Annotated in this window: 17 protein-coding genes; 8 read left to right on the top strand and 9 right to left on the bottom strand. The window is 37.7% G+C overall.

Annotated elements, in window-relative coordinates; translation table 11 throughout:
• Nucleotides 1–130: 130 nt before the first annotated feature.
• Genes RIV7116_RS36855 through RIV7116_RS07050 form a run of 3 tightly spaced genes read left to right on the top strand, consistent with a single transcriptional unit; the run spans nt 131 to nt 1,072 of the window.
• The gene (locus RIV7116_RS36855) at nt 131–289 is read left to right on the top strand and encodes a type II toxin-antitoxin system HicB family antitoxin (protein ID WP_232435770.1); all 159 of its coding nucleotides are present in this window, start codon (nt 131–133) and stop codon (nt 287–289) included.
• 16 nt (nt 290–305) lie between these two features.
• Complete coding sequence (locus RIV7116_RS36850; protein ID WP_232435769.1) at nt 306–515, top strand: toxin-antitoxin system HicB family antitoxin; 210 nt, start codon at nt 306–308, stop codon at nt 513–515.
• On the top strand, nt 512–1,072 hold the full coding sequence (locus tag RIV7116_RS07050) for a hypothetical protein (RefSeq protein ID WP_015117595.1): 561 nt from the start codon (nt 512–514) through the stop codon (nt 1,070–1,072). The genes RIV7116_RS36850 and RIV7116_RS07050 overlap by 4 nt, the downstream gene beginning before the upstream one ends.
• Nucleotides 1,073–1,199: 127 nt before the next feature.
• On the opposite strand, the gene argC is transcribed toward RIV7116_RS07050, so the two are convergent.
• On the bottom strand, nt 1,200–2,174 hold the full coding sequence (gene argC, locus RIV7116_RS07045; RefSeq protein ID WP_015117593.1) for an N-acetyl-gamma-glutamyl-phosphate reductase: 975 nt from the start codon (nt 2,172–2,174) through the stop codon (nt 1,200–1,202).
• A 687-nt stretch (nt 2,175–2,861) separates the two neighbouring features.
• Between argC and RIV7116_RS33690 the strand changes: the two genes are divergently transcribed.
• The gene (locus RIV7116_RS33690; RefSeq protein ID WP_015117592.1) at nt 2,862–3,947 is read left to right on the top strand and encodes a hypothetical protein; all 1,086 of its coding nucleotides are present in this window, start codon (nt 2,862–2,864) and stop codon (nt 3,945–3,947) included.
• A gap of 587 nt (nt 3,948–4,534) precedes the next feature.
• Nucleotides 4,535–5,191 carry a hypothetical protein gene (locus tag RIV7116_RS07035; RefSeq protein ID WP_015117591.1) on the top strand — a complete coding sequence of 219 codons (657 nt, stop codon included), beginning with the start codon at nt 4,535–4,537 and terminating at the stop codon, nt 5,189–5,191.
• 92 nt (nt 5,192–5,283) lie between these two features.
• On the opposite strand, the gene uvrC is transcribed toward RIV7116_RS07035, so the two are convergent.
• Nucleotides 5,284–7,179: an excinuclease ABC subunit UvrC gene (gene uvrC, locus RIV7116_RS07030; protein WP_015117590.1), complete on the bottom strand. Its 1,896-nt coding sequence runs from the start codon at nt 7,177–7,179 to the stop codon at nt 5,284–5,286.
• A 623-nt stretch (nt 7,180–7,802) separates the two neighbouring features.
• Between uvrC and RIV7116_RS07025 the strand changes: the two genes are divergently transcribed.
• Entirely contained in the window at nt 7,803–7,985 is a 183-nt protein-coding gene (locus tag RIV7116_RS07025) for a hypothetical protein (RefSeq protein WP_015117589.1), read from the top strand.
• A gap of 12 nt (nt 7,986–7,997) precedes the next feature.
• Here RIV7116_RS07025 and RIV7116_RS07020 read toward each other — a convergent pair whose 3' ends face one another.
• The 7 genes from RIV7116_RS07020 to RIV7116_RS06990 all read right to left on the bottom strand — a co-directional run bounded on the left by RIV7116_RS07020 (nt 7,998) and on the right by RIV7116_RS06990 (nt 15,471).
• On the bottom strand, nt 7,998–8,429 hold the full coding sequence (locus RIV7116_RS07020; RefSeq protein ID WP_015117588.1) for a response regulator: 432 nt from the start codon (nt 8,427–8,429) through the stop codon (nt 7,998–8,000).
• 909 nt (nt 8,430–9,338) lie between these two features.
• Complete coding sequence (locus RIV7116_RS07015) at nt 9,339–9,947, bottom strand: hypothetical protein (protein ID WP_157229259.1); 609 nt, start codon at nt 9,945–9,947, stop codon at nt 9,339–9,341.
• Nucleotides 9,948–10,108: 161 nt separating this feature from the next.
• Nucleotides 10,109–11,311, bottom strand: a complete 1,203-nt coding sequence (locus tag RIV7116_RS07010; protein WP_015117586.1) for an LL-diaminopimelate aminotransferase — start codon at nt 11,309–11,311, stop codon at nt 10,109–10,111.
• Nucleotides 11,312–11,774: 463 nt separating this feature from the next.
• A complete protein-coding gene (locus RIV7116_RS07005; RefSeq protein WP_015117584.1) occupies nt 11,775–12,107 on the bottom strand; it encodes a co-chaperone YbbN in 333 nt (110 codons plus the stop codon).
• A gap of 278 nt (nt 12,108–12,385) precedes the next feature.
• The gene (locus tag RIV7116_RS07000; protein ID WP_015117583.1) at nt 12,386–13,174 is read right to left on the bottom strand and encodes a PspA/IM30 family protein; all 789 of its coding nucleotides are present in this window, start codon (nt 13,172–13,174) and stop codon (nt 12,386–12,388) included.
• A gap of 165 nt (nt 13,175–13,339) precedes the next feature.
• Nucleotides 13,340–14,032: a PspA/IM30 family protein gene (locus RIV7116_RS06995; RefSeq protein ID WP_015117582.1), complete on the bottom strand. Its 693-nt coding sequence runs from the start codon at nt 14,030–14,032 to the stop codon at nt 13,340–13,342.
• A gap of 107 nt (nt 14,033–14,139) precedes the next feature.
• Nucleotides 14,140–15,471, bottom strand: a complete 1,332-nt coding sequence (locus tag RIV7116_RS06990; protein WP_015117581.1) for a hypothetical protein — start codon at nt 15,469–15,471, stop codon at nt 14,140–14,142.
• 266 nt (nt 15,472–15,737) lie between these two features.
• Between RIV7116_RS06990 and RIV7116_RS06985 the strand changes: the two genes are divergently transcribed.
• Nucleotides 15,738–16,283: a DUF721 domain-containing protein gene (locus tag RIV7116_RS06985; RefSeq protein WP_015117580.1), complete on the top strand. Its 546-nt coding sequence runs from the start codon at nt 15,738–15,740 to the stop codon at nt 16,281–16,283.
• 387 nt (nt 16,284–16,670) lie between these two features.
• Nucleotides 16,671–16,967, top strand: coding sequence for a hypothetical protein (locus tag RIV7116_RS06980; RefSeq protein WP_015117579.1), 297 nt, complete (start codon nt 16,671–16,673; stop codon nt 16,965–16,967).
• Nucleotides 16,968–17,328 lie beyond the last annotated feature (361 nt).

The raw sequence follows: 17,328 nt of genomic DNA, 5'->3' as shown, positions 1-17,328 counted from the left end.
GGTTATAAACCAGGGGTTCTCACGTCCCAAGATATTTTGATAGACTTTCTCTTCTTCTTTCCTCTGCGCTCTCTGCGCTCTCTGCGGTTTTTTTATCATTCCGGTGCAACCGGATTTGATATGATACTATATGTTGAAACCGAAGAAGAAGCAGATTGAAAAGCAATCATTAGAATACTATTTGAGCCTTCATTATCCTGTAACAATTTACCCAGATGCAGATGGCGGATATGTAGCTGAAATTAAAGACTTACCAGAAAGACTTACCAGGATGCCTCACACAAGGTGAAACCCTTGAAGAGGCTATGGCAAATATTAATGAAGCACGGGAACTATGGCTGGAAAGCGTCTATGATAATGGAGACAAAATACCCTTACCTGCTACAGATGATACTTACAGCGGTAAGTTGCTTTTGCGGATGCCAAAAACTTTACATCACCGTTTAGCTGAGGCTGCTGAAACTGAAGGTGTAAGCTTGAATCAATACATCATTTTTTTATTAAGTAATAAATGAAATTATTTTGGCGGTTAAGCAAAACTTTTATTTTTACTTCAGCTGTATTTACTATTAATTATGGTGTAGTAGCTCAAGAAACAAAGCCACAACAACCCCAACCTCCGAAAGAACTTGAGCGCTTGGAATATTTTCAAGGAACTTGGCGCTGTCAGCAACCGGCAGCACCCGCACCAGCGAATGGTATTTTTATTTGGAATGTCAAAAGAGGCTTGAATAATTTTTGGTATGTAGGAAAAGCTCAAGAAACAAGAACTCCAAATAATGCTAAACCTATTAATTCGCAAGAATTTCTTGGATATAACGGAGCTTCTAAAAAGTTAATTCGTTCTGTTGTTGTTGGTGACGGTAATTCTTATAATATGACTGCAACAGATTGGAAAGACGGAAAATTAATTTGGCAAGGAATTATTTTTAGGATGGGAACATCTACACCGCTTCGTCAGGAAATTATTAGAAATAGTCAGAATCAATTCACTGCAATTTATTTTATTCCCGGTAAAGCAAACAAATGGAAGCCTGCTGTTAGTGAAACCTGTAATCGGATTAAACGCTAAAAAAAAAGAATTATAAGTTGATATTTTGAAACTGGTTTATCCGAGCCGATACCTTGAAATGCTTGAAGAAAACGAAGCTCTATATTTATATGTTCTTGCTTTATATTTCAAAATACCAACTCAAAATTTAATTAAGCCCCAAATCCTCATCCAAGCCGAGCATAATATTTAAATTCTGTACCGCAGCACCGGAAGCACCCTTTCCTAAATTATCTAATCGCGCGACTAATAAAGCTTCTTTTGTTTCATCATTCGCAAATACAAATAATTGCACCAAATTCGTATTATTTGCTGCTTGAGTATCTAAAAACTTACCCTTGCGTAAAGAAGTTTCATCATTTAAAGGCGCGACGGAAACGTATTTCTCGTTTTGATAATATTCTTTGAGGGTTTTTTGAATCAATTCACCGTTGACTTTGTCTTTTGTTTGAGTTTGCAGCGAGTGTAAAGGCAAGGGAATTTGTACCAACATTCCTTTTTCAAAGTTACCAACAGCAGGAACAAACAACGGTGGAGATTGTAAACCCGAATGCTGATGCATTTCTTTGACGTGTTTATGTCCAAAGGTTAAACCGTAGATTCCATAAGCATAACTGTTTGCTTGTTCTTTAGAAATGCTTTGATATTCTTCCATTAACTTTCTTCCTCCTCCCGAATACCCGGAAATTGCATTTATGGTTACGGGAAAATCTTGAGGGATAATACTAGCTGCAATTAAAGGGCGAATGCAAGCTAAAAATCCGGTTGGGTAGCATCCAGGGTTACTAACTCTTTTGGCATTTCTAATTTCTTCTCGCCGACTTGATTCTAATTCGGGAAAGCCGTATACCCAATCGCTAGCAACGCGATGGGCGGAACTTGCATCCAGTATTTTGACGTTGGGATTGGTAACAAAACTTACGGCTTCGCGGGCTGCATCATCGGGCAAACAAAGAATGGCGATATCAGCAGAGTTAATAAAGTGCGATCGCGCTTGAGTATCTTTACGCTTTTCTGGGGGTATGCTGACGATTTCAATATCATCGCGCTGGTTCAAACGTGAGTGAATTTGCAATCCTGTGGTACCTTCTGCGCCATCAATAAAAACCCTTGGTTTGCCCATAATTCCATACCTTCCCTCAAAACTCGAAGATGCTTCTATATTTTCTCATCATGTTGTGCAATTTCTACTATTGGTTGTCCGTAAAGTTAGTAAATTTCGCGATTAATTAGCTGTATTTATTAATTCATCTGTTTTATTTATTTCGGATATAAACTAAATTTAATCTAGGTTTTATGGCGAGCATATATCGCTAATTGGTCAAAGATTTTAATTTGATTTAGTTTAATTTAGTAACGTTATATGGTTAATATATCTTGTAAATTTGTTTGAGGCTAGGAAATATTTTTTACATTGATTATTTCAAATCTAATTTATATATGTATATTGTTATATCAAATATTTAAAAAATATATACCCTATTTAATTTAGATAAAAACAGATAAAACATTTATATAAAAATTACAACTGCTTAAGGGTTGACCATTTTAACTGATAAAAAATTTAAAGAACATAATTACCATATCATTCGTAAAATGATTTATATTTTTTATTTTTATATGATGATGAAATGTTTGCATTTTCAAGCTTTTGAGAGAATGAATAAATAACTTAATTTTGAAAACAATGGAAATTAACAAATCTTTTATATTCGATTATTTTATATTCAGAAAATTGCGATAATTCATGATTTAACATTTAAGTAGTTTCTTCAGAATCCCAGGTAGAACTAAGCAAGGAGGTAGAAAAATGGCAGAAGCTCTAGAGAAAAAGGCTTCAAGCTCGCAGTCTTCTATAAGTATCAGTCCAGATGGAACTGAAACGAGAGAATCCCAGGCAACTGTAAAAGTTGATGATGGTACAGGTAATACTGAAACTAAATCTGTATCCGTCTCTGACTCAAATCCAGGTGGTGAAAATCCCCAAAATGCTGCCGATGCAATGAATGATTCTGCTGGTGGCGCATCCGATGAAAATTCCACAGATGCTAGCAATACGATAAATGATTTAACTAATTCTGCTCCTTCAGAAGATGTATCAGAAGCAAGACAAACAGAATCTTTGCAAAAACAATCTTTGCAACAACAAGCTTTAACAACACAAAGTTTTATTAACAACGGCAGCTTTGAAGGTAATTCCTTACAACCTGGTGAAGGCACTTTTGAAAGATGGCGAACCATTGGCGACACCAGCATTGAGACAAAAGAAATTGGAATCGCCCCCACTGATAAAGAGTCTCAAGCTTTAATTACTAATGGCTTTAGCGATTCGGGTGGTTCTGTTGAAGAATCAGATTTATCAGAATTTTTCGATTTATCATCCGGTACTCTTGATGCTCTGCTTGGAGGGAATGCAACAGAAGGCTCGGGAATCAAACAGCAGATTACTGCTCAAGCTGGCGACATCTTGGAGTTTGACTATACTTTTTTAACCAACGAAGCTACACCAACAAAAACCTTTAACGATTCAGCTTTCTTCTCTCTTGGCAAATTTGCTCAAGAATTAACCGATACATCAGATCCAACTTTCTCTTCCGATAAGAATGTTCAAGGATATTCGGAAGCAACAGACACTCAATCTCTTAAAATCTTAATTTCTCAAGCTGGAACATACGATTTAGGTTTTGGGATTGTAGATTTGACTGATACGATTGTTAATTCTGCAATATTAATTGATGATGTTAAGTTGACTTCAACGGGTGTTACACCTTTCGAGTCACAAACAATTGAAGGCTCTGATGCAACTAAAACTGATGCTGCGATAAGTAGCGATGTTGATTTAACCTTTGGAACTAACGGTTTTGAAGCTGCTAGAGATTCTTCTAATCCTCAGTGATAGTTAAATCCCTAAATAATTTAGGACTTACGCAACCGGCACATTCTTCTTGTAGGGTGCTGTGACACTTTGAGCAACTGCGAACGTAGTAACAATATTTTCAGTGTCACGCACCAGCCAGTTATTATGACAATTGCGTAAGTCCTGTAATTGATAATTATCAAGAAACCCGGTTTTGCTGTAAAACCGGGTTTCTTGATGTATCAAAATTATTGAGCAATAATTAGTTTTGTGCAAGCAGTATCATATCTTTATAAAACTTGAAAAATTACCGATCGACAATAGGTTTTACGGCGTTGCACAATTGAACTATGAATTCATTTTTACACCCCAGTTGCTGTCCCCTAAATCCCCTGATTTTAGGGAAATTTAAATTGTTTTTCTCCCCCAGAATTGCGGGTTGGGGGGCTATTGATATTTTTAATTAGCAACACCGGTTTTACAACTGCAATCGTAATCTAAAATTAGATTAACAGTAAGTTATTTTACTTAATATCTTGGTGTAACAATTAATGGAATAATTGATTCATTTGTAACATAGATTCAATCTAATACTGATAGACCGTTAATTTCGACGATAATTAAAAATGAAGTTTACGAATCGTTCGCTGTTCTTTATTGTTGGTTTTATTGTACTTGTAGTTTTCGGCTTTGGAGGCTATCAAATTGGGCGCTTTTTTTTACAGGAACCTGTAGCAAGAAATTCGATAGACGCAAAACCTCTAAAGGATGACAAAGTAAAAGCAAGCTTGGGTAATTTTCGGGAACTCGAAGGTACGTCTTATTTAATAGCGCCTGTTAACTACCAACAAGATTATCGTCAAAATTCTTATGCTAAAAAAGCATCTACTACCCGTAATTATTTATTTGTTAATGCTAACGATAAATCAGCACAACGATTAGTACCCGAAAATGACTATTTATTTTTGAATGCCCAAGAAGTATTTCTCGAAAGGCGTGCCGATAAAATTGCCCGAGGCGTGTGGTATGAAGTAGTTAAGGCTGATAGTAATGATGATAAGCTTTTAGATGAGAAAGATAAGAAAACTATCGCCGTTTCTGATGTTTCGGGAAGCGATTACACCGAAGTTATTGATGAAGTTGATAGGTTATTAGGTTCGCATCAAAAGAATTCTACGACTTTATTAGTGTTTTACGAGTTGGATGGTAGAGAGTATGTTGGCGAAATTAATATTGTCAGGCGTGTATTAGTCGAACAGCAAGTATTACCTGCGATTAGGTAACATAGTTGTCCGGTAGAACACTTATCATATCTGTTGGGCTTGGTAATTGGTAATGGGTAATGGGTAATGGGTAATATTCAATAAAAATTTGTTTATTTAGAATGTATTTCGTTATTTGGATGGAAATAATCGTATATTTCTTGTGCTAAACGCGAGCCGATTCCGGGAACTTCGGCAATTTGAGCGGGTGTTGCGATGCGGATATAGTCTATTGAACGAAAATGCGCCAATAGTTGTTGTTGACGATTATGTCCCAAACCTGGTATTTCATCTAGACGCGATCGCCTTAATTTTGCGGTGCGTTGTTGACGGTGAAAACTAACGGCAAAACGGTGAGCTTCGTCGCGCAACCTTCTGAGTAACTGGACTCCTGGTTGTTCTGCTTCTGTTTTCAAAGGTATGGATTCTCCAGGTACGAATATTTCTTCTCGTCGCTTCGCTAAGCTGACAACTCGCACGTCTTCTAGTAAATTCATTTCTTGCAAAACGGCGACAACAGAAGATAATTGTCCTTTTCCACCATCTATCATCACTAAATCTGGGAAATCGGGATTACCTATTCTTTGTAATTGTGGATCTTCTATATATTTGCGAAAGCGTCTGCCGATAACTTCGGCTAAGGAAGCAAAGTCATCCGAATGACCGATTTGAATCTCTGGATTTCTAATTTTATAATGCCGATAATGCTGCTTTGCTGCTAAACCATCAATAAATACCACTTGAGAAGCTACCGCATTTGAACCTTGAATATGAGAAATATCGTAACCTTCGATGCGATGGGGTAACTCCGGTAAATCGACTATGGCAGCCAAATCTTGCAGGGCTTGTTGATTGCGATCGCTAAGTTTTTGCATTCTTTGCAATTCATAGTTGGCGTTTCGCTCTACCATTTCAATCAATTCTGCTTTAAGTTGACGCTGGGGATTAATAATAGTCACTTTTTTCCCTTTACGTTGACTTAAGACATCTGCCAAAATTTCTGCATCTGGTAGATCGTGCTGAACTACAATTTCGCTAGGAATCTCTACTGAGTCGGCGGTTTGATAATGTTCTTCTAATACTCGCTGTAAAATAGCCCCGAAGCCAGCTTGTGCATCGGCTAAAAATGCCAGTCTTCCGACTAATTGTCCGGCGCGAATCTGGAATAACTGAATGCAAGCGTGTTTTTCATCTGCAGCTAAAGCTATGGCATCCCGAGAAACGGTATCGTCAGGTAAAGATACTTTTTGGTCGGCATTTAACGACTTTAAACCGGTAATTTGGTCTCTTCTACGTGCGGCGGTTTCAAAGTTTAATTCTTCAGATGCTTGTTCCATCTGTTGAGTGAGTGTATCAATTAATTCACTAGTGCGACCTTGAAAAACCATCGCTACCTTTTGCACAATTTTGCGATATTCTTCCGGCGTAACCAATTGCTGACAAACCCCCGGACACCTTCCCAAATCGTAGTTTAAACAAGGTCTATCTTTAAACAAAGGCTGTGGGCGCTGTCTTAAAGGAAATATCCGCTTGCACAAGCTTAATATTCCCCGTAATAAACGTGAATCAGTATATGGGCCATAATATCTGTCCTTTTCTTTACCCAATCTGCGTTTGCGGGTAATAAAAATTCTGGGATATGTTTCAGACCAAGTTATACAAACATAAGGATACTTTTTATCATCTTTGAGCAGCACGTTGAAGTATGGCTGATGCTGCTTAATTAAGTTTGCTTCTAAAGCTAAGGCTTCGGCTTCGGTATCTGTAACAATAAATTCGATTTCCGTCACCAGTCTTACCATCATCGCGATGCGCTCGGTAAGTTTTTGTGACTCTCGAAAATAAGAACGAACCCGAGTTCGCAATTTGCGCGATTTACCTATATATACGATACGGTCATTTGCATCCCGCATCAAATAGACTCCTGGCTCTGGGGGAATCTCTTTTAAACGACTTTCTAAACGTTCTGGATTTTTTAGTAGCGGTAAAGATTCAGCAGATTTTGTCACGACTCAAGTCTGAAAATAAAAAATCGACCCATCACTATTATTTTAAGTAAAATCACCGTCGTTGTACGCGGATTAAATTCTTGATCTAAAAATTGGAGTTTTTAATGTTGAAATTTCAAACCTCAACGCCTCAAAATTAGCTTCCTGGCAATAATTTAAGCACTATCGTCTATAAATAGAGAGCGTCAGCTAAAATCCTTAGTTCTTCAAATTTACTTCTAAATTAACTGTAAAATCTTTGAAAACTAAATCGGATACTTTTGAACTTCCCATCAACTTGAATATTGACACCTCAATTAAAACAATATTATGTCTATCTCGACTATATTACCGGTCAATACTCTAAATTTTAGTTCTCGATCATTATAATTTCGTTATATTTTTTCAATTTAAATCAGTAAAATCCCGTATTTTAGTCAAATTTTTGATTCTTAAGAAAATTAACGGATTTATAGACTTGAATCAAATGATTATCATTGATATAAATCAAAGCATAGATGTAATCGCAAAAAATTCATATATAGTTTGAAATTAATTTACTTATCTATACTCAAATTTAGGTTATTAAATTTAGATTATTAAGTCTCGATCGACGTAGCAAAAAATATTTTAGGAGCAAGAAAATGAATTCACAAGATTTTGAATCCCAGTATCGTGAAGCAATGAATGAAACACTCAATGAATTGCAATCGGCAATATTATTGCTGGCACAAGCTCAACGGAAAATTTCTATAATTGGTTCTTCAGTGCAAAATTTAAGTAAAAGTGTTGAAGAATATCTTGTTAACCAAAAGCCAGAATCATAAACGAAATCTATTTTATTTTTGGTGACAAGATAGCTCTTTTTCAATAGCTTGAGTAAGCTCCGTGAGAATTACAGGTTTGACAAAATAGCGGCGAGCGCCCAAACCAATCGCTCGTTCGCAATCCGATTTAAAAGCTAAACCCGAAACTATAATTACAGGAATTTTTGCAGCATCAAAGCGCTGCTGCATTTCTTTTAATAAAAAGAAGCCATCAATATCTGGCAATTTTAAATCTAATACAATTAAATCTGGTTGAAAAGTTTCTACTGTAGAGAAAAATTTTGAACCATCGGACAAACTTTTTACTTTATATCCAGAAAAACTTAAACAATCTGTTAACAGCATTCGATTGGCATCATTATCCTCAACGAGCAAAACTTTTTTAATATTCTGTGATTTTAATGATTCTACTTGCTGCTCTGCACTTATTAGCTGCACTGTCATCTTTACCTATCACTTTCAGTCACAAATCAATTATTAGTAAACGAATGCAAGAATATCGTCATTTTTAGATTTATTAACAAGATATTTCAAAAAGTATATGTAAAAACCATTCACTAAAATTACCAGCTTACTAAACTAGCTTAAATCTCTTTTCTGAGTCGGGCTAATTCATTTTTCCCAATCAAGGAAGCGGAGAAACGCAAGATAAATTAGTTCAAAATTATACTTTATGAAGTTTAGTTTAACTAATATTAATGCTTATAATAAATAGTAGCTCAAATTATAAGCTTAATACAAAGTTAAACCAATCTTTAACTTTGCCTAATATTTGAACAACAAAATTTACAATATTTTTGCAAAGTAACAGTTAATTAAAACCAATGTTTATTTATTGCAGATTAATGTTACCGCAGTTTTAATTTGTTCACGTATAAAATGATGCTTTGTAAAAACCGTCAGTTCGGTAAATACAAAATATAACGCTTTTCATTTGAGTGCAATAAAGCTTGAGAAACCTCACTCACTTCTCCTCTGCTTCCGCCAGTAGAGGGATGTATTCTGTTCAACTGAGAACTGCTATATTCATAAATTTAATCAGATTATGAGAGCTATTTAATTCGCAATTGAGATTTTGATTGTTTTTATATAGAAAAATTTAGAACAAAAATAGATGCACCTTCCACTGATGTTTTTCGTAGATTAACTGTGAAACGAAATAAAAAATTTTATTAAACCCAATATCTACCTAACTTATATCTTTTCTCATTCTCGACAAGCCTAAAGGAATCCGGTTGTTTGTAAATTTTCTAATGATATATTCATGCAGTATCGTGCGCTTCCTTACTGCTTTGACAAAAATATTCTCGGTTTCTAATATTTCAGCAAGATGCATACTTTAGGAGTTAATAATTATTGTGCTGCTGTCTGGCTGCCTTTTTCTTTTTGACGTTTTGCAGCAAGTAAAAAGAATGCGATTAATCCTAGCATTGCTGAAGGTTCAGGTACTTTCCTTCTTTGTGATGACGCAGATGAATAAATAGCAGTATGCATTTCCTTACTTTCTAAAGGAGAAAATTCAGCATTATATATAATGTGTTTAACTCCATCATCCGATATTTTTACTTGAATTTTCTCACCAGCACTAATTGATTCATAACTAGTTGTAGCTTTTTTTAACATCAAATTCTCTAATGAATTTTTATCTTCTGTTTTTTCTGGCTGGCTTTGTGAATCAAACTCTGGAAAGGATATACATAAATCCGTTGGATTGCACTTTTGTTTATCTGACAAAATATCTTGATTCTCAAATGGTGTTTGCTTCTCTGAAGCTTTTGTTAAATCATCATCACTGTTAATATTTTTAGGTAAACCTGCTTGTGCCGGGGCTGTAGCGCTGGCGCTAATTATCGTACCAAGTAATGCGAAATTACGGATATTGTTTATAGTTAATGTCATGGACGCTGGTTCCTTCAAAACTAAAAAAACAAGTAATTGATACTCCCCTTTTTTTTGCTGCAATTACATTATTGTGAAAATTTAATCCCATCAAATAAGTATATTGCCCCAAAATATGAAAAAAAATGATGCGCGGAATCTGTAATACTGCGCTCAGTCTAACTCAGTACTACTGTGATTGTGGATACAAATTAGTTAATTTTACATCAATCTCGAATAAAGATTTAGTAAACCAACTGTAAGAACTGGGATATTTTATCTACAGCAGCTACTAGCTCTGATGGTTCCCGGACTAAGGCAAAGCGGACGAAACCTTCTCCAGACTTGCCAAAACCAGCTCCAGGAGAAGCCGCAATTCCCGTATTTTCAACTAAATCTTTACAAAATTGGATAGAATCTTTACTCCAGTCTTCCGGTAGCTTTGCCCAGACATACATTGTTGCTTTCGGCAAAGTCACTTCCCATCCGATACGGTGTAAAGAATTTACAAAAGCATCGCGGCGTTTTCGGAAGCTATCGACAGCAATCTGTACTCCCAATTGCGGCCCATTCAAAGCAGCGATCGCACCATTTAGAATTCCTCGATATTGGTTAAAGTCAACTGCTGCTTTTACTTGACGTAAGCTTTTAATTAATTCGCGATTACCAATAGCAAAACCGATGCGAAAACCGCCCATATTATAAGATTTGGACAAAGTGAAAAATTCAATCGAGGTAGTTTTTTCTGAGTCGGCTTGCAAAATTGAAGGCGCTAAAGACAGGGGATTAGTTTTCTGTGCTTGGGTTTCTGTAAAGACCAAATCAACGTAGGGAAAATCGTGAACCAAGACAATATTGTGCTGCTGACAAAAAGCAACCGCTTGTTTGAAAAAAGATAACGTTGCAGTCGCGGCAGTAGGATTATGGGGATAACTTAATACCATCATCCGGGACTGATTTAATACAGATACCGGAATATCCTCAAATACAGGTAAAAAATTGTTTTCCTCCCGTAAAGGCATAGGATAAATTTGACCGCTAGCTAAGTGAACTCCTCCAGCATGAGAAGGATAGCCCGGATCGAGCAATAAAGCAAAATCTCCCGGATTTAGAACTGCTAAAGGAAAATGTGCCGTCCCTTCCTGGGAGCCAATCAAAGGTAGTACTTCTGTTTCTGGATCTACCGAGACACCAAATCTGAGCGAATACCATCGAGCTGCTGCACAACGAAACTCTTGGGTTCCGCTGAACAGTAAATACCCGTGAGTGCTTTTATCGTACAAAGACTTAGCTATGGCTTCGATGACATGACTTTCTGCCGGTAAATCCGAAGATCCCAAAGATAAATCAATTAACTCACGACCATAAGCCAAAGCTTTAGCCTTTGCAATATCCATATCTGCAAACACATTGGATTGCAGTGGTTCTAAGCGCTTCGCAAATTGCATTTTTAAAGTTAGTAGTTAGTTGTTAGTGGGCGTTTATAAAAGAAAAAAGATAGTAGGGGAGGCAAAATGCGGTGTAGATACTCTTGCCGCATTATTGAGGCAAAATGCAATGTAGATACTCTTGCCGCATTATTGCCGTGCCCTTTTGTTACGGCTTTTCCGGATTCTATGGGAAAAGAACAGTTGAAAATTTGCCGTAACGCACCAAAGGTTGTTAGTGCCCTTGATATATTCAGATTATACGTTTTCGCATAATTTAATCGTGGATCTAACACACCCTACAAGAATGTTTTTAACAGAACTTACGCAGTGGAAATGATAAACTTCGGATTCCAAATATTTATATTTCTCAAGCTTCCTTAAACAAGAAGGCTAGAAGGTAAATCCCAGTTAATAGAAATAAATTATCATTTACGAACCACTTCGTACCATCCACTAAAAATTAACAACTATCTACGAATATTTAACTGCTTAGATGAGTGTCTAATAGACTCATCAACTTCTCTTTGTTAACAACTCCCTCGCTAGAGGCTAATATTTTGTCACCTTGAACAAGTCTTAAAGCTGGTACACCTTCCACCTGATATTGCTTAACGGAAACAGGATTGGGATCGACTTCCATTTTGACAACCTTGAGCTTGTCGCTATACTTAGTGGCAGCAGCATTTACTGCCGGAGACATTAATTTACAAGGTCCGCACCAAGAAGCCCAAAAGTAAACTAATACTGGTTTCTCGGCTTGCAGTACTTCTTTTTCAAAATTAGCATCATTAATGTTATTCACACCCTCGCTCATTTTAATCTCCACTTAATAGCATCTTTTATAGTTACACAAATTAAATGTATCTCAATATGTTGCCTGGAAACTAGTAGCTGTGGGAATGAATTGGCAAGAGGAGGGAGAGGGGGGAGAGGGGGGAGAGGGGGGAGAGGTGGAGAGGGGGAAGAGGTGGAGAGGGGGAAGAATCAATTATTCCAAATTCTTAACTGTTAACTGTTGACTGTATAGCAAAAATCCCACAACGCATATTGGCTGTGGGATAATTCTAAATATCTGAATTCAAATCTAAAAAATTACATATTGTCTAACTCTTTGCGTAGCGATTCCAATTCGGAATCTACTGGTTCGCTATTTTTCTTCTGACTAGCTTGATTGGTGTCAGTTTGTTGCGGTAGCTGGGGTTGGCTGGCTGCGGCTTCTCCTGGTAGAGCCATTTGTGCTTTTAAGGCAGCTAATTCATCATCTACACCGCTGCTAGATTCGAGCTGTGCAAATTGACTTTCTAAGTCCGAACCAGCTAACTCTGCTGCGGATTGAGCGCGTGCTTCTTGCATCATGACTTTTTCTTCCATGCGCTCAAATGCAGCCATTGCACTGCTGCTGTTCATGCCGCGCACCATTCCTTCAAGTTGCTCTTGTGCTTTGGCAGCCGTAACCCTTGCTTTGAGCATTTCTTTCTTGGTTTTTGCTTCAGAAATTTTGCTCTCTAACTGGATTAAATTACGCTTGAGATTTTCAACTTGAGCGCTTTGTTGGTCTAAACTTACTTTAAGAGTGCCAGCAGACTCAGTAAAAGATTTTTTACGCTCTAATGCTTGACGAGCTAAGTTTTCATCACCTTTTTGTAGCGCCAGCATTGCATTGCGCTGCCATTTATTCAGTTCAGTATTAGCATCGTTATATTGCTTTTCTGTACGTTTTTGAGCAGCAATTGCTTGAGCAACACCCTGACGCAATCGAACCAAGTCTTCTTGCATTTCAAGAATGGCTTGTTCTAGTATTTTTTCTGGATCTTCAGCTTTGCTGACTAAGTCGTTGAGGTTTGCGCTTACTACTCGTCTTACACGATCGAATAATCCCATAGTTGTTTTCCTCTTAAGATTTACGCTCCGGCGATAATAAAGTTAGGTTTTTTACTACTTATATAGTTCCCTATTTCAATGTAATCTTTCTCTTCTCAATTAGTCCTCCCTATAACCCCCCAGTTCTCAAAAGAAATATTACGGGTAAGAGTTATAAAATTTCATCTAACTACTGGGAGGCTGCTGCGGACTTTGCTTACTCTGGGGAAGTTGTGCTTTCATTGCCGAAAGTTCGGCATCTACATCATCACCTTCAGTCAAGCTTGCAAATTTATCTTCTAATTCGTCCGTACCGGATATTGCAATTGCTTCTTGTTTCGCTTCTAGTTCTAAAAGTTTGTCTTCCATTTTCTCAAAAGCTTTTAGCGAGCTGGTATCGCCAACTTCACCAAGCATTTCTTGAAGTCGCAAAGAAGCTTCAGCCGAACGAGCGCGAGCAATATACATATCTTTTTTAGTTTTAGCCTCAGAGATTTTTAGCTCTAAAGACTGCATATCTTTTTTAAGTTTAGCGACTAAAGTTTTTTGTTGCCCAATTTGTTCTAAGAGCGCAGTTGCAGTTTGTTCGTAAGCTTTACGTTTCGTCAGGGCTTCTCGCGCTAAAGCCTCGTTACCTTGTTGCAAAGCCATTTGGGCGCGACGATACCACTCTTCTGATGTTGACTGAGCCTGAGCCGCTTGTCTTTCGGTACGTTTTTGAGTAGCGATCGCCTGCGCTACTCCTTGTCGCATCCGCACCAAATTTTCCTGCATTTCATAAAGGGTTTGTTCCAGAATTTTCTCTGGATCTTCCCGTTTTGCCGTCCAATCATTCACATTTGAACGAAATAAGCGCAAGACGCGCTCAATCAGCCCCATAAGTCAAGCCTCTATTTCTAAAGTTTTCATAACCACTAACAAGTAAAGAGTAGCGAGTAGCGAATTACGAATTATCCCCCCTTGTCTCCCTATCTCCCTATCCTCTATTAATTGTCCGGTTCTTCTACCCTTGCCGTAATTCCCTTTTGCTTGAGAAGTTCTAAATGATCTTTTAGTCTCTTTTTGGATTTAAAGGCACCTAAATAAACATATTTGCCTTCTGGAGACAAATATGCATCTGGAATTACTTTCTTAGCCTCAGCTAAATTATTACCTGTATTATCTACGATGACATTATAAAATCCACCACTGGATGGTTTTATGTCGTCAAGGTTTTGAGGGGTTGGTGCTGGTTGTGCTTCAGTTACCGGGGTAGCTGGCGTATTTGTTGCCACGGTTGGTGACATTTGTTCTACCGTAGCTTGAGGAGTCGCAACTCTTGAAGCTTGGCTTGTTACCGGAGTTGATGGTTTGGCTGCGGTTGTAGGTTTTGCTCTGGGTGTTGCTCCGGCTATGTCATCAATATTATTTATATCTGGAAGTTCATTTTTCGCCAGATTCGGATTTCTAGATGTAGCCGTTAATTTCGGTTCATCGGATTTTATATCGCTAACATTTTCAGTATTTTCGCTACCTACTTCTTGATTGCGCTTAAATAATCCGCCGAAACTTAGTGAAGGTAGGTTATTTAAGTTGAAAATGATATACCCAAAAGTAATGCTTGAGACCAAAAGTAGTGCCATCGAGCCAATACTTAAAGGTGATAGCAGACTGTCATTATTATTTTTTGGTTTTTTAGTTTGCGGTTGTTGCTGTTCTTCTTGTAGGCTTCGCAGCAGAGCTTCAGAAGATTCTAAATAGTCATCTGGTTGCTTAGTAGTGTCTTTGGGTGTGGGTATATTGTCTTGTGGAATGTTTCCATTTGTTACCGCTTTGACAATGCTACTTTGGTTTGCAGTCTCGGGTATGCTTTGATTTTGAGCTTTGGTTGTTGCTTCGGGAAATGGTACAGCTTGTTCTTGACTAGCAACAGTTTCAGAAAGCGGAATCTCAGAATTATTGTTTTTATTAAAAGTTACCTCTGGCGAAGCTGCCGGTACGGGAGGAGGCGGTGGTGTTTTAATTTCGCTCTTAATTTCTTTAGCTGAACTACCTACTTGCTGCTGTCTTATATAAGCCGCAGCTTCTTCTGCTGTTAAACTCTGTTGATTTTTGCTATTAGCAGCAGATATAGCGTTTTGAACTTGCGGTTTTCCAGCAATCAAACTGCCCAGACTTTTGGGAGTTGGGGTTCTACGCGTAATTCGTGTTCGACGATACCGTGCTAGTTCTTCGTCTAGCTGTACTTCTAAACTTGCGAGAGCCGCGCTAAGTGCCGGTTTTAAATTTGATGGTTTAGATGTTTGATTACCAGAATAATATAGGGGGTTTTCACTCATAGCCCGTGTGCCTCCGTACCAACTGCCAGATTATTCACCGTGTAACAATTTTCTCGCGTAAAACTATGACAGGTTTATCAGATTAGCGCTAACGTGCCAATCCAGATGAGTATCTCCTGTGAAAACGAGGGAGCTTTGATAAAACCTGCCCCGATTTTTAGGAGTCATCTTGGGTAAAACAAATACCCCTGTGCCAATCCTAGCGAAAATTATCATAGTTATATGATTTCACCAAGATGTAATTCTTGCACCCACTTTTATTAAAGATGTCATTTGAATCAGTTCCAGATATTTTAGAGCAGCTACAAATTGAATTTTTATATAAGCAACAACCTATACAACGCTTACTTGACTGTTGGCAAGAAGTTGTGGGAGAAGTCGTTGCTACTCACACTCAGCCTGTCTCTATTGAAAGGGGTATTTTATGGGTGGCAACTTCGAGTGCTGTTTGGGCGCAGAACCTGACTTTTGAGCGTCAAAAATTTCTGAAAAAGCTAAATCTAATATTACCAACTCCCTTAGTAGATATACGCTTTTCTACCGCTCGTTGGCAGCCTACCAAAAAAAAATCTTTTCGGCAACTAAATATTTCATCTACGGAGCATCCCAGCTATTTAGGAAACAACTTCAATCAAATAACCAATCGTCAATCCCAACCCAAAAACTCCAATACTGCTTTTGCGAATTGGTCACAAACAATAAAAACGCGACACTCGCATTTACCCGCTTGTCCCAACTGCGAGTCTCCCACTCCTCAAGGTGAATTAGAACGCTGGGGTGTTTGTTCGATTTGCGCCGCTAGGTCTTTTTGAATGGGGAGCAGAGACTTTAGCCGATCGCAATTGATATTTATGTTTTGATGATTGTCTCTGAGAATTGTTCTTTTACAGTAAATTTTGAGTTCAAGGTGTTAGTCCTTGAAGCTGACTGTAGCTATGCTCCTACATCTAAAGCAGGCTCATTAATCGCGATCCCCAATTAGTTTAGACACAGAATTCTCAGATATTTTGAAGGATTTTTGTTTCTTTTTCGTTACACAATAATTTAAAAATATGACAAAAACATAAAGAGATTATAAAGCTTATTTTCTATTGGGATCGCGAAAACTTAGACGGAATCATAGCTTTATCGGTTTATTCCGTATTTATGTCTAGGAGCAAAATAGTAGGAGTAAATCAGCCCTGCATACGGCGTAAAATATGAAAAGCATCCAAATCTTCACTTCAGCTTGCCGAAATTGTCGTCACTTTGATCCTCAAGGACGGCGTGGAGGGGTCTGTCAGCAACTGGGAGCGCCAGTACGTGGAAGTTGGAAAGCCTGTTCTTTGGCAGCCCCTCCCTTTGCGCCTTCATGGGAAACCTTGGAAGATGCTTGGAGTTTGCCGGATGCGACTCCGTTATTAGCAGAGAGTTCTAAAAGTTTAGCTCTGGGAAGTATAGAAGCATCAATCGAGGAAGAATCCACCCCAGTTAAAGCAGAAGCCTTATTAAGTTAAAACTAAGTTAAATGTATGTGTGAGGAGCATTGTTCCCTTATTTATAGAAAAACTCGCACGGTTAAGTTTCCAGACAAAAAATGCATAGCAACTTTTAATCTACAAACAATTTAGCCGTTGTATACGAGCAATGAATCGGTCAAGTTTATATAAATAAAATTTGTTTTAAAAAAAATTAGTGGTGAGTACTTACTTCACCCTTGCACTCACAAAAAATTGCACCCTTTATTTAAGTACTGGGTGCAATTTTTATATTTATTTATTTGTAAATAACAAGTTCCTAGCAGTCTTTTTCATTAGTTTTTACGAGTAAGGATGGTGAGGGGGGAGAGGGGGAGAAGGGGTAGAGGGGGTAGAATAA

This window comes from Rivularia sp. PCC 7116, assembly GCF_000316665.1.
In the GTDB taxonomy this organism is placed as follows: Bacteria; Cyanobacteriota; Cyanobacteriia; order Cyanobacteriales; family Nostocaceae; genus Rivularia.
This window is presented reverse-complemented; position numbering and strand designations above follow the sequence as displayed.

Excerpts from the sequence above, each read along its gene's own strand:
- RIV7116_RS36850 (WP_232435769.1), top strand. The coding sequence starts at position 306 with ATGGCAAATATTAATGAAGCACGGGAACTATGGCTGGAAAGCGTCTAT.
- argC (WP_015117593.1), bottom strand. The coding sequence starts at position 2,174 with ATGGGCAAACCAAGGGTTTTTATTGATGGCGCAGAAGGTACCACAGGA.
- RIV7116_RS07020 (WP_015117588.1), bottom strand. The coding sequence starts at position 8,429 with ATGACAGTGCAGCTAATAAGTGCAGAGCAGCAAGTAGAATCATTAAAA.
- RIV7116_RS06995 (WP_015117582.1), bottom strand. The coding sequence starts at position 14,032 with ATGGGGCTGATTGAGCGCGTCTTGCGCTTATTTCGTTCAAATGTGAAT.
- RIV7116_RS06980 (WP_015117579.1), top strand. The coding sequence starts at position 16,671 with ATGAAAAGCATCCAAATCTTCACTTCAGCTTGCCGAAATTGTCGTCAC.
- RIV7116_RS07025 (WP_015117589.1), top strand. The coding sequence starts at position 7,803 with ATGAATTCACAAGATTTTGAATCCCAGTATCGTGAAGCAATGAATGAA.
- RIV7116_RS07035 (WP_015117591.1), top strand. The coding sequence starts at position 4,535 with ATGAAGTTTACGAATCGTTCGCTGTTCTTTATTGTTGGTTTTATTGTA.
- RIV7116_RS07000 (WP_015117583.1), bottom strand. The coding sequence starts at position 13,174 with ATGGGATTATTCGATCGTGTAAGACGAGTAGTAAGCGCAAACCTCAAC.
- RIV7116_RS06990 (WP_015117581.1), bottom strand. The coding sequence starts at position 15,471 with ATGAGTGAAAACCCCCTATATTATTCTGGTAATCAAACATCTAAACCA.
- RIV7116_RS36855 (WP_232435770.1), top strand. The coding sequence starts at position 131 with ATGTTGAAACCGAAGAAGAAGCAGATTGAAAAGCAATCATTAGAATAC.
- RIV7116_RS07050 (WP_015117595.1), top strand. The coding sequence starts at position 512 with ATGAAATTATTTTGGCGGTTAAGCAAAACTTTTATTTTTACTTCAGCT.
- RIV7116_RS07010 (WP_015117586.1), bottom strand. The coding sequence starts at position 11,311 with ATGCAATTTGCGAAGCGCTTAGAACCACTGCAATCCAATGTGTTTGCA.
- RIV7116_RS06985 (WP_015117580.1), top strand. The coding sequence starts at position 15,738 with ATGTCATTTGAATCAGTTCCAGATATTTTAGAGCAGCTACAAATTGAA.
- RIV7116_RS07005 (WP_015117584.1), bottom strand. The coding sequence starts at position 12,107 with ATGAGCGAGGGTGTGAATAACATTAATGATGCTAATTTTGAAAAAGAA.
- RIV7116_RS33690 (WP_015117592.1), top strand. The coding sequence starts at position 2,862 with ATGGCAGAAGCTCTAGAGAAAAAGGCTTCAAGCTCGCAGTCTTCTATA.